Consider the following 13,526-nt stretch of genomic DNA (forward strand, 5'->3'; position numbering starts at 1 on the left):
AGTGCCATTGCTCTAAATTCATAAAGTATATTTTGGTGGCAACGCACTTGATGATGGGGGGGGGGTAAGTATCTTTGACTGTCACGAGCAGGAATTTTGCCACCATATTGTAAGCTATGGTATGGGTAGCTTTATTGTGAGTCAAGTGTCACAGAAGTAGAGTTTGGCTGCTAGGACTTTGAGTTTAGTATGTTAGTATGCGCATAGTGTCGTTTGTAGGTGATAGTGGCGAAAATATTGATGGTAGAAAGGCTAAAAGTTGGCCACACTAGGCAGTAAATTTAATGCAAAATTTTAGTACGCTATGTCTATGAGAACAATAAGTGGTTTGAGATATATCATTTTATCCAGACCAGCTTGCCAATCCGTGCCCAGACAGACACTAAGCTGGCTGACATAGTTTTCGTACCTGATGTTAGGCTAGGTGATGAAAATAGAGAAATTTTGACACTAAATGGCAAGGTTGTGTTTTTGCAAATGGTTGGTGTTACGCAGTATGAGCTTAGCTGGCTATGGCAAGATTCAAAAAAACTAGCTACGCAAAGGAGCTTATTGGTAAAATGAGAGCCTATAATCCGCTTCTTATAACAGAACTAAATCGCATCAAAGGGCATGTTTAGAAAATTTGACTCGTATAAAGGCGTATAAAGTGGCAAATTTTAGCCAAATTTTACCACTTTCACGCTACAATCAAGCAAAAAATTCAAAGAGAGCTAGATGGATTTTATTTTGTTTGTGGAGTATATAGGTATCGCATCTGCGGCGCTTTCTGGATTTTTATTTGCAGTAAAAAAGGGCTGTGACTGGCTTGGTGTGTTTTTGTCTGCCTTTTTGACTGCTCTTGGCGGTGGTATCGTGCGAGATATGCTTGTTAGCCGTCCTATTTATAGTTTCACTAACTATGCGCCTATCATCATCGTGCTAGCAATGCTTGTTATCTCTTACAATCTACACCTACACTCGCGTCGTGATGGCTTGGAGAAAAAATTTATATTTATCTTTGCTGATGCTATTGATATGGTTATCTTTTCCATAGTGGGCGCCATGATAGCTTTTGAGTATGGTTATAATATATTTGGTGTGGCTATGATGGCATTTTGTAACGGTGTTGGTGGAGGAATTTTACGAGATATTTTGCTTAACGAAGTTCCGTGGTTTTTGAGAACAGGGCTTTATGGAACCATAAGTATGGGCGTGGGAGCTTGCTACTATGCTCTTTATATTAGTAGACTTGGAGGTATAGCGACAGTTTTTGTGTTGCTTGGAGCAGGGATAACTCTTCGTATGTTTGCATATTATAAAGGCTGGTCACTGCCCGCGCTTAAGGATTAAAGTCAATTTTAGTAAAAAACTCGGTTTAGGTAAAGTCCTTGTGGTGGAGCAGGTATACGAGTAAGTGGTGCGGTGGCGTTAAGCTGAGCTTTTAAAAGCCCCTCACCGTTTGGTATCTTGAGTGCTTTTAATACGCAAGCTACCATCAGTCTTACCTGCGCCCTTAAAAAGCCATTTGCTTTAAAAACGATGATAGTTTTATTTTTGTACTCGTAGCAAAACGCCTTATAAACGCTTCTAATAGGACTTTTTGTGTCGCTTCCAGTTTTCATAAATAGGCTAAAATCATGCTCGCCGATAAAATTTTTAAGCAGTAAATTTGCCTTTTTTATATCAATTTTTGGTGCAAAGACTTGATAGTCTGATAAAAATACACTGAACTTATCATGGCTTATGATATATCGATATGAGCGTGCTTTGGCGTCATATCTTGGATGAAAGCTATCATTTGCTCGGGTGATATTTTTGATATGGATATAAGGGTGTGCGTGGCGGTTTATAAGGCTTGTAAGGCGGTTTAAATCCTTAAAATGTTCGCCTGCTTCTACACATGCAACTTGGTTATTTGCATGAACATCTTTATCGGTGCGGGAGCTTGAGATGATTTTAGTAAAAATTCCCACATGAGACAGTGCTAGGGCTAGTGCGTCCTCTACGCCGTTTTGATGTGGCTGAGTTTGCGAGCCTTGAAATTTAGAGCCATCATAGCTAAAAGTGATTTTTAACTTCATTAGTATCTGCGTAAAATTTTCATTTTAAAAACGGTATAGCTTGCTACAATTGAGCCTAAAAATAGCGATGGTATGGCTATTTGCGGATGCGCTCCAAGCAACATTATGATAGCAAAATAGCTAAAAAGTACACCAAAAATTCCAAAATAAATAATCCCTTTATCATATCTATATGTCACAATCCCAAATGACAATGCAAAGAGCGTTGAGGCTAGTGGAAAGAGCGCGACTAAAACATAGGTGCTAAAGTCCTTTTTGCGCTTTACATTTTTACTCATCTGACCCCAGTATTGCATAACATCGCCAACTTGCCTTATGCTGTCATTTTGTTTGGTACGAATTTTTAGCTCTTTAAATTGGCTTATGTGGTAAGTTTGGTTGCCCATATCGTAGGACTTGCCATCGCTTAGACTAAGCTCTATAACGCCTTTATCATTGCTAATACGAGCATGGTTTGCTACGATGAGGCATTTTTGCTCATTAAAAAATGGGTTATACATTACTATGTTATTGTAGGTTGTATTATTGCCTTCATTTGTCTCACTTGCTATATAGACCATCCAGTCGGAAAATTTTTGTCCAAATTGCCCGCCTTTGAGATTTAGTTTGGCAATAGTTTTTTTATAATCAACAAAATTTGAGTTTAGTTCCGCTGCTTTAGGTATCAAAACGATAGCTATAAATAGCAATGTAGCGCTTAATATGCTAGCTACAAAAAGAAAAAATTTAGCCACTGACATTGGCGAGTGTCCAAGCGTAAAGATGACGGTGCTTTCATTTTCTTTTGATAGTCGAAAAAGCGTCATACCTAACGCAACAAAAAAAGCAATAGGAACTACAAAAAGCAATACTCTTGGTAGCATAAAAAGATACAACTTTAAAAGCTCAAGGAAGTCTATCTCTATATATGATGTCACGCGGGCAATTTGTAGAAAAAATACGATAGACATTACCAAAAAAAGCGTACTAAAAAGCGATGCAAATGTACTTAAAAAGTTGTAAAAAAGATATTTATTGACTCTATTCATAAAAAACCTATCTGTTTTAAAATTTCTTCGCCAGCCAAAAATGATATAAATGCACCAGCTGTCAAAAATGGCACAAAAGCTAGCTCGTAGTTTTTATCTCTTGCAAAAAAGTAAAATGGTAGCGTAAAAACAGCACCCAAATATATACCAAACACCCCCTTTGTAAAGCCAAGCAAGGCACCTATAATAGCAGCTATAAATATATCGGCACTTCCCATGGCTTCTTTTTTTAAAATTTTACTTACTATAAAACGAAGTGCAAAAAAAACAAGCGCAAAGGCGGTTGCTGCAAGTAGGTTTTGGTAGTTTTCTCGTGCAAATATTGCAAAAAATAAAGAGAGACCAAGCGTGAAAAACAAAAGTGTGTCAGGAACTGCTTTGTACTCTATGTCTATCATACTAAGCCCAAAAAGCAGGGAAAAGCAGAGTGCAAAAAGGGCTGCAAATGCCAGATCTTGTAAATTTGTAGGCTCAAGTTTTATAGCTACTAGCATAAATATAGCGCATGATAAAAGCTCGACTATCGGGTATCTTGGGCTTATTTTGCCTTTGCAAAAAGCGCATTTTCCGTTTAAAAATAGCCATGAAAATATAGGAACTAGATGATAAAAGCTTAAGCTTTTTTTACACCCAACACAGTGCGAGCGTGCAAAAAATATATCAATATTACGCGGAAGTCTATATGTAAGCACATTTAAAAATGACCCAACACAAAGTCCTATGAGCGCAAAAAAAGCCATGCTAACCATCAAATTCCACCGAATCTACGCTCTTTTTTGCCAAATTCTGATACGATTTGTGATAGTTCTTGCTTGTTAAATTCTGGCCAAAGTGTTAGCGTAAAAGCAAATTCCGCATAACTAGCTTGCCAGAGCATAAAATTTGATATACGAAACTCTCCACCAGTACGAATAAGCAAGTCTATATCACAGGGTTCATCTAAGCAACTTTGTAAATTTTGCTCATTTAGGCTTAGCCCTTTTTCATTTAGTCTTTTTATAGCGCGCACCATCTCATCTTTTGCACCGTAGTTTATGGCTAAATTTAGCTTTAGCTTTGTGTTATTTTTTGTTGCCTCTTTTGTTGTTAAAATTTCAAGTCTAAGATCACTTGAAAATGGCTCTAGTTCGCCAATGGTTTGAAAATTTATACCGTTTTTTATAAAAATTTCACGCTTTGAGATGAGAAATTTTTTAAGCAAAGTCATTAAAAACTCGACCTCACTTTTTGGGCGCTTCCAATTTTCGGTACTAAATGCGTAAAGACTTAAAATTTTAATCTCATTATCTATACAAAACTCGCACATTTGCTCAACAACAAGCGCGCCTTTCTCGTGCCCTTTTATGCGTAAAAAGCCATGATTTTTTGCCCAGCGTCCATTTCCGTCCATGATGATAGCAAGGTGGTTTAGTTTGTTCACTCTTATCCTTTGAGGTCTATTATGTTAGTTTGTTTTTGCCAAAATGGCTTTACATCACCAACTAAAATTTCAGCCATAAATGCTTGTTTTAAGGCTCTTGCTACCTTTGCAAATGGTGTTTGAATTTTTATTATATTACCATTTTTTATCTCAAATATAAGTGGTGCAAAATTTGAAAAAAGTAGGTAAATGCGTGTTAGACTAGCCTCTTTTTTAAGCTGAAATATACCAAAAATTCCACTATAAACAAACGGTATATGCACAGTGTTGTTTTGTAGTGCAAGCAATATATTTGCATAAATTTCAAAGATCTCTTTGCTACTGGCTGAGATGAGCTCTTTATAAATGCGCTCATAGAGCCACTCAAGGGTATCGTTTGTTACTAAATTTTCAATAAAACTTAGTCCATCTTCAAGAAATTCGCTCTCATTAAACTCCGGCTTTTCATAAAGATTTTTTATAACGATCATATCATTAGCACTCTCTATTTCGCCCCAGTAGTTTGCTCCGACTTTGAGCTGTTTTTGGCTTTTTGTGCTAAGATTTCGGTTATGAAATTTAAGGTTGTATCGGTTAAAGCCCGTTTTTTCTGTTACTTTAATGCTCACAGGAAGAGAGGTGTTTAGTAGTATCGCAGGTGTGCTTTGGGTTGCGCTACTAACGCGTAAAACTCTGCTTATCACACCAAAAGCTCCACTAACTTTTTGGCTAGATCATTTTTGTTTTGAAGCGTAAAATTTTGCACGCTATCTTTTGTAATGAAGCTTATTTCATTTTGTTCACTTCCAAAGTTGTTAGAGTGGGTTATGATATTTAAACAAACTCCATCAAGACCCTTTTTATCAAGCATATCTTTTGCGTTTTTGATAGCATTTTTAGGATCTGTTTCTAGCTTAAAGCCTATTTTTTTACATTTTGAGCCATTAAGGCTAGCGAGCACATCGATATTTTTTGTAAGTGTTAAATTCCACTCATCCCCAAGCTCATTTTTTTTCAGTTTTCCTTTAAAATTTTGCTTACTCACATAGTCACTAACCGCAGCGCAAGCTACTAAAATATCGGCATTTTTACACTCTTTTTGGCAAATGTCTAAAAGCTCTTTTGTGTTGGTGAAATTTATGATTTGATAAGGCGCTTTTGTGTCTTTTATACTAGTTATAAGACAGACATTAGCGCCAGCATAAAAAAATGCATCAGCCATCGCTCGCGCCATCTTTCCACTTGAAAAATTTGTTATAGCCCTTACATCATCTATCTTTTCACTTGTTGCTCCGCCTGTGATGATAACTTTTTTGCCTGTAAATTTTTGTGGTGTTAGTGCTTTTATGGTGTGCGCTATAATATCTTCAACTTCCGCTAATGCCCCTTTTCCAACATCTCCGCAAGCTAGAGTCTTTTTTATTGGTTCGATAAAATTTGCCCTGTTTGCTTTTAAAAACTCTATGCTTTTTTGTGTAGAAAAGTGCTCTAGCATTTTATTATTTGCGGCTGGTGCGATCAGAAGTGGAGCGTTTGAGGCTATAAGTGTTTGCATAAAAACATTATCACAAATACCATTTGCAAGCCTATTTATCGTATTTACTGAGGCTGGAGCTAGGAGTATCAAGTCCATTTTAGCATAAGATATGTGACTTATTCCAGCTTGCCAGTTTTCAGTCTGGCTGCTTAAAATAGGGTGTGGAGTAAGAGCCTCCCAGCCAGCCACCGAGCAAAATTTTAGCGCACCATCACTAAGTGCCACATATACATCTGCGCCAAGTTTTTTAAGCTGTGATAAAATTTCGTATGCTTTATAAAATGAGATTGAGCCACAAACTCCAAGTAAAATTTTCTTATTTTTTAACATCGCTATCGCCAAAAAATTTATAAAAAAAGCCCTGTTTTATAGCTTGTTTACCACGACTTATAGCAAGTGCGCCGCTTGGAACATCCGATGTTATGGTGCTTCCTGCTGCTATTAAGACATTGTCTTTGATGGTTACTGGGGCTACTAGCTGAGTGTCTGAGCCTACGAAGACATTTTTGCCGATGATGGTTTTGTATTTTTTCTTGCCATCATAATTGCAAGTTATCGTGCCACAGCCTATATTTGTACCACTATCAATCTCGCAATCTCCAAGATAACTTAAATGTCCTGCTTTTACGCCATTAAGTTTTGCTGCTTTTAGCTCGACAAAATTTCCGATGTGTGTGTCTGTGATCTCGCATTTTGGGCGTATGTGTGCAAGTGGTCCGATGTCTGAGTTTGTTATTTTTGAACTTTCAACGACGCTACCACTTTTTATGATAGAGCTTTGTATCTCGCACTCTCCTATGATACTTACATTTTCTTCAAGCTCGCACTCTCCGACAAATTTTGCCCTTACATCGACAAATATAGTATCTGGTAGGCGCATCAAGACGCCATCTTTCATTAAATTTTGCTTGATTTTATCTTGCATAAGTTTTTCAGCGATACTAAGTTGAAATTTATCATTTATACCCATAAAATTTTGCTCACAAACATCTATGGCTGCGCACTTTAAGCCCATTTGATTTGCGATTTTTATCGCGTCTGTTAGATAGTATTCGTTTTGGGCATTTTGATTGTTTATTTTAGGTAAGATACTCTCTAAGCTTTCGCGTTTAAAGCAGTAACAGCCAGCATTTACTCGCTTTATCTGCCTTTGCTCATCGCTTGCATCTTTATGTTCAATTATCTGCGTAACTTGCCCATTTTCTACAACCACTCTGCCATAGCCAAAAGGATCATTTGCTATAAAGCTACTCATCGTTACATCAGCGTTGCTTTGGCATAAATTTTCAAGTTCTTGGGTTTGCACAAGCGGCATATCTCCACAACTTACAAGCACTTTTTCTCCGCTAAATTTTATCTCCTTTAGTGCGCCAGCCGTGCCAGGGAAATTTTGCAGATCTTGGGTGTAAATTTTAGTTTGCGGATATGCTGATTTTATTAGCGTTTCTATCAGCTCTTTTTGATGATAAAGTACGACAGATACATCATTTGTTAGCTCATAAGCTCTATTTAACACATGCTCTATCATCGAAATGCCACTAAGTTTAAACATTACTTTTGGTGTTTTTGATTTCATTCTGGTGCCAAGTCCAGCTGCTAGTATAATAACTGAAATTTTACTCACAATCCACCTTTAAAATTTTTTGTGATTGTATCAAAAAAATGCAAATAAAATTTTGAATTTAACGATTTTTCAACAAAATTTAAGTAAAATGGCAGGATTTAATAAAAATAAAAAGAGAGAAAGTATGGATTTAGGAAGTGTTGTCGGCTGGGTTTTGACCATGGCGCTACTTGTTGGTTCGATGGCAATTGGTGTTGGCGTTGGACCATATATTGACATTCCGTCTGTGATGATTGTTTTTGGTGGAACGATAGGTGTTTTGATGGTTGGCTTTAAGATGGAGACTTTAAAAGCCATAGGAAAAGGCTATGGTATCGCTATAAAGCCAACTTTAGTAAATTTGCCAGAGACTATCAAAAAGCTTGTTGATTACTCATCAAAAGCTCGTAGAGATGGTATTTTAGCGCTAGAAGGTGATGTAAATAACGAGACAAATCAATTTTTAAAAAAAGGTCTTTCTATGGCTGTTGATGGCAACGAGCCAGACGCCATTAGGTCGTTACTTGAGATAGACATGGAGCAAACTAGCGCAAGACATGGTAGCTATATCAAAATTTATGAGCAGATGGGCGGTTACTCTGGCGCGATGGGTATGATAGGAACGCTAATTGGTCTTGTTGCAATGCTTATGAACATGTCAGATCCTTCGGCTATCGGTCCGTCAATGGCAGTTGCCTTGCTTACGACGCTTTATGGTGCCATGATAGGCAATATTTTAGGTGGTCCAGTGGCAAATATCTTGGGTATCCGCAACGCTGATGAGGAGCTTGAAAGGCAGATAATAATAGAAGGTATCATGTCTATACAGGCTGGAGATAATCCGCGAACACTTGAAGGTAAGTTACTTGCTTACTTGCCACCAAAAGATAGAAAAAGCCAGTTTGAGTAGTAAAAATGGCTAAATTAATCAAACCTGAAGAGTGTCCAAAGTGTATGCCTGAGTGGCTCGCTGCCTTTGGAGACTTGATGTCACTTTTGCTTTGTTTTTTCGTTTTGTTACTTTCTATGAGTACTATGGATGCAAAAAAATTTGAAACTGCTGTGGGTTCACTTGCTGGAGCCCTTAGTGTGCTTGAGGGTGGTGCGCGCCCTGAAACGCAAGATGAGCGAGAGACAGAGCTTCAGTCGCAAATAAAAAAGACAAAGCTTAACTCAACTTCAGAAAATGCTCTACAAAAGTCAGTTAAGGCGATAAATGAAATTTTAAACGCTAGCGGTGCGCCAGAGGTGATAGTGCAAGAAAGTGAGGATGGTTTTATCGTAAGAATGCCTTCAAATTTACTTTTTGAAAGCGGTAAGGCAGAGATAGCAAATGATGACGCAAAGCTATTTTTAAAGAGAATTGCTATGATAGCTGCAAAGATGCCTCCAGAGGTTGATGTAAATGTTATAGGGCATACAGACAACCAAAACCCAGATATAAACTCAATATACAAAGACAACTGGCAACTCTCATCAGCGCGTGCTATTAGCGTTGTAAACGAGTTAGTTAAAGACGGAGTATCGCCAAATAAACTAATAGCTTCAGGCAGGGCTTCGTTTGAGCCTTTTACCACAAATGCTACAAGTGACGGCAGAGCACAAAACAACAGAGTAGAAATTCACTTTACATCTCTTGATAAAACTAAGCAAAGTGCCGTTAAAAAGAGTGTTTTGGATAACTAAAGGCAAAATTTGAGAGCATTATTTATCTTTTGTGCCGTGGCGTTGGTTAGCTTTGGTGTTGAGCCACCTTTGCCAACTATAAATTTAGCCATAAATTCTCCACAAAACGCAAGTCAGCTCGTAACTTCGCTAAATGTTTTGATTGTCCTTACGATCTTAACTTTAGCCCCTGGGCTTATTTTTATGATGACATGTTTTTTGCGACTTATAGTTGTATTTTCTTTTTTGCGTCAAGCAATGGGAACACAACAAATGCCGCCATCAACGGTTTTGCTCTCTATCGCTATGGTACTTACATTTTTTATCATGGAGCCAGTCGCAAAACAAAGCTATGACCAAGGAATTCGCCCATATTTAGCCGAGCAAATAGGCTATGAGCAAGCATTTGAGCAAGGCATAAAGCCTTTTAAGGACTTTATGGTTCGCAATACTAGAGAAAAAGATCTTGCTCTTTTTTATCGTATTCGTGGGCTTGATAATCCAGCTAGCATAGATGATCTATCGCTTTCTATCGTTATGTCAGCCTTCATGATAAGCGAGCTTAAAACAGCTTTTGAGATAGCATTTTTACTTTATCTGCCGTTTTTGGTTATTGACATGGTTGTAAGCTCTGTGCTTATGGCGATGGGTATGATGATGCTTCCGCCAGTAACTATCTCGTTACCATTTAAGCTGCTTATCTTTGTGTTAGTCGATGGTTGGAATTTATTAATCGAAAATCTCGTAAAAAGCTTTCATTAGATAAAATGCGTAAAATTTTGCCGATATTTTTACTTGTTTTGTTTGCAAGTGGAGCTAACCTAAAAGACATCATCATTGCGGCCAAGTCCAGCCAAGATAAAAGAGTTTGAGGCTAGACAAGCACACTTAGAACGAGATAGTGTGAAAAGTGGCTACTTTCCAAGCTTAAGCCTTAATGCAAGCTATAGTGCAATAAGTGGAGATAGACAGCTTTTGGCTCCAAAAGAGAGTTTGCTTGCATCTGCTAGTGTAAATTTTATACTTTATGATGGAGGAGCCATGGAGGCTAGGCTTGATGCTTTAAAATTTAGCCAAAATGCAAAAGAGTTAAGAAGTTTAGAGACAAAAATTACCTTGCCCTACAATCTGTTTTACTCTACTTTAGCGCCTTAAATTTAAATGAGCAGATAAACGCAAAAAAGCAGAGATAAAACATTTAGCTGAAGCCAAAAATAGACTTGATAAATTTAAGAATGCAGGACTTGCAAGTCTTGATGAGAGCGAGGCGATAAGTGTTAAAGCTAAGTCTTTTATAAGGTAACTTTGGCAAATATTTTTTTACATATTAAAATGCTTTTTGGCATAACCTATAAGATAGATAGCTGGTTTATAAAATTTTATAAAAAGGACCTTTAGATGGTTAAAATTCTTATCATCTTTGCTACTTTTTTACTCTTAAATGCTGGAAATTTAAGTGAGCTTATATATTTGGCACAAAGTGCAAAACAGGCGGAATTTATAAAATTTTCAAAAAATATCTACACAAAAAATGCTACAAAAAAGGACTTAAACATTGATATAAGCGGTAGATATACGATGATGCAAAAGGATGGCGAGTATAAAACCAAGACTGGTTCAATGCTTTTGCGATTTGAGTATCTGCTCTTTGATGGTGGCGAAAGAGATGCTATGCAAAAGATACAAAGCTATGAAAACGCTAGTGAAATTTACAAAAGCGAAGCATATAAAAACCTAATAAGCCTGCAAGTTGGTAAAATTTACTTTAATGCTATTGCCATAGAAGCGCTTATACAAAACAAGCAAAATGAGCTTAATGCGATAAATATAGCAAATGCTGATAGTGAGTTTTTTTACGAATTTGGTGAGATAGATGAGGTCGAGTTTAGCGCATTAAATGATGCTTTAAACACCGCTAAATCAGAGCTTGATGAGCTTTATTTGCGTCAAGTAGAGCTGATCTCAAGGCTAAATTTACTATCAAACGCAAAGCTAAATTTTATACGCGGTAGCAAGATGCAAATGCCTGAGTTTTGGAACAAGGCAAAAAATGCTAATTTACAAGCAAAGAAAAAAGAAGCACTTATAAATGAACAAAGTACAACCCAATCACAAAGCAAGCTCATCCCAAAAATTTATCTTAAAGATTTTCAAGTACTAAATGATAACAGTTTTAAAAAGGGCGACTCAAGTTCTGCTCAGATGGCTAAACGCTATCTTGATACAAATAAGCCTTTACTAGAGCTTAGCTGGAGTTTACCAAGCTCGCTAAACAAAAGCACTGAGCAGCAAAAAAATGAAGCCAAATATCAAAAAATAGCACTTGCTTTAAGCGAAGAAGAGCATATGAGCTTACAGCAACTAGATACTCTTGAGACATTGATAAAACGCCTTGACGCGGAGCAAAAGATAAAACAGACCAAAGTATCAAGTGTGCAAAAAAGCTTTGAAAATTTGGCTAGGCTTTATGCTTGGGGTAAAATTTCTTATAGTGAGTTTTTGTTTTTGCTAGATGATAATACTGCTTGGCTAAATGGCTTTTGGCTTGATAAAGATGAGCTTGAGATACGCAAAATGGAGTATTATTACGAGCGTGGGGATGAAATTTTAAAAAGGATAAAAGATGAATAAACTTATTTTTGTTACCATTTTATGGGCATTTAGCTTCTCTTTGATAGGCGAGTTTTTATCAGGTAAACTAGATAGCTACTTTAGCGTATTTACTCGTGTTGCGCTTGCTAGTCTTGTCTTTTTGCCGTTTACAAGATTTAAAGGTGTGCCTACACGCTTAAAGCTAGCTGTTATGGGGATAGGAGCTTTGCAAATAGGCGCGATGTATCTTTTTTACTATAACTCATTTTTGTATCTTAGTGTGCCAGAAGTTGCTTTATTTACAATATTTACGCCGTTTTATGTAACGCTTGTTTATGATGCTTTTGAGAAAAAATTTCACTCACTTTATCTTATAAGTGTCGGAGTTGCTGTACTTGGAGCGTTTGTTATAAAATATGGCGGTATAAATGAGGGCTTTTTAAAGGGTTTTTTGCTGGTTCAAGGGGCAAACATTTGCTTTGGATTTGGTCAAAGTGCATATAAAATTTTACTTGAGCGAAATAGAGTAGAGCAAAAAGGCATATTTGGATATTTTCATTTTGGGGCATTTTTTGTAACACTTGTGGCGTTTTTGCTGTTTGGAAATTTTAGCAAAATAACCCCTAGTACGACACAAATTTTTGTTTTACTTTGGCTTGGTGTGATGGCTAGTGGACTTGGTTATTATTTGTGGAATAAGGGTGCAACAGAGGTTGATAGTGGGGTGCTTGCTATTATGAATAATGCACTTATACCAGCTGCTATCATTATAAATTTAATCTTTTGGCAAAAAGCTGCTGATGTGCTTCGCCTTGTTGCTGGAGGAGTGTTGCTTTACATATCTTTGCTGATACATAAGCGCATAATAAAATTTTATATAAAATAGCATGTGAAATTCTATGTGAAAAAGTGAATAAGTAAGAGTTTTTCACATAGAAAATTTATCTTTCGACATTTTTTTGAGTAAATATTTTAATACTTGGAAATGCTATGGCGCAAATTCTTGGATCTTGCTTTGAGTGGCGATAAACCCCACCAAGATCGATGGCTGCTCGTCCTTTTGTTATGACTGGCTCACACATAACTTCGTGACCATAGATGTTAAATATATCATCATTTTCGCTTATATCGCCCCTGCTACTAAGTAGATGTGTTTTAAATTTTTCTGTTTCTTTGTCGTTGTGTCTTTCTTTCCATATCTTCCCGACAGCAGAGTGTGAGACAACGAGTTTTCGTCCGTCAGCCGTAAGGAAATTTTCAAATTCTATATAAGTAGGCAGTGTTTGTAAAAACTCTAGGTGTTTTAGTTTTAGCTCATTTTTACCTTTATAAGTGGCAAATGTCTGCGCTCCTCCGTGCTTATTAAACCAAGGCTTATCAACACTTTTATCTAACAAGAACTCATTTTTGGCTAAAAGTAGTGCTCTTTCGTGGTTTCCAAGTACGCAAAGATGACCGCCAGATCTTACAAACTCAACAACTTTATCGCTATCTTTGCCCCTGTCTATAAGATCTCCAACAAAGCACAAACGAGCACTTTTAGGTAGTTTGCGAAGTAAGGCTTTAAGTGTTTTAAAGCAACCATGAATGTCTGAGATGATGTAAATTTGTTCGCTCATTTTCGCTCCATTTATCAAAT

Annotated in this window: 16 protein-coding genes; 8 read left to right on the plus strand and 8 right to left on the minus strand. The window is 37.0% G+C overall.

Annotation, left to right across the window (positions count from 1 at the left end; all coding sequences use genetic code 11):
* The first annotated feature begins 345 nt into the window (after positions 1-345).
* Together U5B17_RS02470 and U5B17_RS02475 are read left to right on the plus strand one after the other, a co-directional pair.
* A complete protein-coding gene (locus U5B17_RS02470; protein ID WP_430803865.1) occupies positions 346-564 on the plus strand; it encodes a suppressor of fused domain protein in 219 nt (72 codons plus the stop codon).
* A gap of 153 nt (positions 565-717) precedes the next feature.
* Positions 718-1,332: a trimeric intracellular cation channel family protein gene (locus U5B17_RS02475; protein ID WP_430803771.1), complete on the plus strand. Its 615-nt coding sequence runs from the start codon at positions 718-720 to the stop codon at positions 1,330-1,332.
* 8 nt (positions 1,333-1,340) lie between these two features.
* Here the strand turns inward: U5B17_RS02475 and truA are convergent, their stop codons facing one another.
* The 7 genes from truA to glmU are packed head-to-tail and all read right to left on the minus strand — an operon-like array spanning position 1,341 to position 7,651.
* Positions 1,341-2,063 carry a tRNA pseudouridine(38-40) synthase TruA gene (gene truA / locus U5B17_RS02480; protein WP_430803772.1) on the minus strand — a complete coding sequence of 241 codons (723 nt, stop codon included), beginning with the start codon at positions 2,061-2,063 and terminating at the stop codon, positions 1,341-1,343.
* Complete coding sequence (locus U5B17_RS02485) at positions 2,063-3,091, minus strand: LptF/LptG family permease (RefSeq protein ID WP_430803773.1); 1,029 nt, start codon at positions 3,089-3,091, stop codon at positions 2,063-2,065. Before U5B17_RS02485 ends, truA begins: the two co-directional genes overlap by 1 nt.
* The gene (locus tag U5B17_RS02490; RefSeq protein WP_430803774.1) at positions 3,088-3,840 is read right to left on the minus strand and encodes a prepilin peptidase; all 753 of its coding nucleotides are present in this window, start codon (positions 3,838-3,840) and stop codon (positions 3,088-3,090) included. The genes U5B17_RS02485 and U5B17_RS02490 overlap by 4 nt, the downstream gene beginning before the upstream one ends.
* Entirely contained in the window at positions 3,840-4,511 is a 672-nt protein-coding gene (gene uppS / locus U5B17_RS02495) for a polyprenyl diphosphate synthase (RefSeq protein ID WP_430803775.1), read from the minus strand. Before uppS ends, U5B17_RS02490 begins: the two co-directional genes overlap by 1 nt.
* Before the next feature lie 2 nt (positions 4,512-4,513).
* Positions 4,514-5,194 carry a hypothetical protein gene (locus tag U5B17_RS02500; RefSeq protein ID WP_430803776.1) on the minus strand — a complete coding sequence of 227 codons (681 nt, stop codon included), beginning with the start codon at positions 5,192-5,194 and terminating at the stop codon, positions 4,514-4,516.
* Positions 5,191-6,357 (minus strand): bifunctional phosphopantothenoylcysteine decarboxylase/phosphopantothenate--cysteine ligase CoaBC, encoded by a 1,167-nt coding sequence (gene coaBC, locus U5B17_RS02505; protein ID WP_430803777.1) that lies wholly within the window; start codon positions 6,355-6,357, stop codon positions 5,191-5,193. The genes U5B17_RS02500 and coaBC overlap by 4 nt, the downstream gene beginning before the upstream one ends.
* On the minus strand, positions 6,344-7,651 hold the full coding sequence (gene glmU / locus U5B17_RS02510; RefSeq protein ID WP_430803778.1) for a bifunctional UDP-N-acetylglucosamine diphosphorylase/glucosamine-1-phosphate N-acetyltransferase GlmU: 1,308 nt from the start codon (positions 7,649-7,651) through the stop codon (positions 6,344-6,346). The genes coaBC and glmU overlap by 14 nt, the downstream gene beginning before the upstream one ends.
* A 124-nt stretch (positions 7,652-7,775) precedes the next feature.
* On the opposite strand from glmU, the gene U5B17_RS02515 reads away from it, so the two are divergent.
* The 6 genes from U5B17_RS02515 to U5B17_RS02540 all read left to right on the plus strand — a co-directional run bounded on the left by U5B17_RS02515 (position 7,776) and on the right by U5B17_RS02540 (position 12,773).
* Positions 7,776-8,540 (plus strand): motility protein A, encoded by a 765-nt coding sequence (locus U5B17_RS02515; RefSeq protein ID WP_430803779.1) that lies wholly within the window; start codon positions 7,776-7,778, stop codon positions 8,538-8,540.
* A gap of 5 nt (positions 8,541-8,545) precedes the next feature.
* Entirely contained in the window at positions 8,546-9,316 is a 771-nt protein-coding gene (locus U5B17_RS02520) for a flagellar motor protein MotB (protein ID WP_430803780.1), read from the plus strand.
* A 9-nt stretch (positions 9,317-9,325) separates the two neighbouring features.
* A complete protein-coding gene (gene fliP / locus U5B17_RS02525) occupies positions 9,326-10,057 on the plus strand; it encodes a flagellar type III secretion system pore protein FliP (RefSeq protein WP_430803781.1) in 732 nt (243 codons plus the stop codon).
* 75 nt (positions 10,058-10,132) lie between these two features.
* Positions 10,133-10,450: a TolC family protein gene (locus U5B17_RS02530; protein WP_430803782.1), complete on the plus strand. Its 318-nt coding sequence runs from the start codon at positions 10,133-10,135 to the stop codon at positions 10,448-10,450.
* Positions 10,451-10,693: 243 nt separating this feature from the next.
* On the plus strand, positions 10,694-11,926 hold the full coding sequence (locus tag U5B17_RS02535; RefSeq protein WP_430803783.1) for a TolC family protein: 1,233 nt from the start codon (positions 10,694-10,696) through the stop codon (positions 11,924-11,926).
* On the plus strand, positions 11,919-12,773 hold the full coding sequence (locus U5B17_RS02540; protein ID WP_430803784.1) for an EamA family transporter: 855 nt from the start codon (positions 11,919-11,921) through the stop codon (positions 12,771-12,773). The genes U5B17_RS02535 and U5B17_RS02540 overlap by 8 nt, the downstream gene beginning before the upstream one ends.
* A 55-nt stretch (positions 12,774-12,828) precedes the next feature.
* Here the strand turns inward: U5B17_RS02540 and U5B17_RS02545 are convergent, their stop codons facing one another.
* On the minus strand, positions 12,829-13,506 hold the full coding sequence (locus tag U5B17_RS02545; protein ID WP_430803785.1) for a metallophosphoesterase: 678 nt from the start codon (positions 13,504-13,506) through the stop codon (positions 12,829-12,831).
* Positions 13,507-13,526: the final 20 nt, after the last annotated feature.

The sequence above is a fragment of the Campylobacter australis genome (assembly GCF_050586305.1).
GTDB lineage: Bacteria > Campylobacterota > Campylobacteria > Campylobacterales > Campylobacteraceae > Campylobacter_A.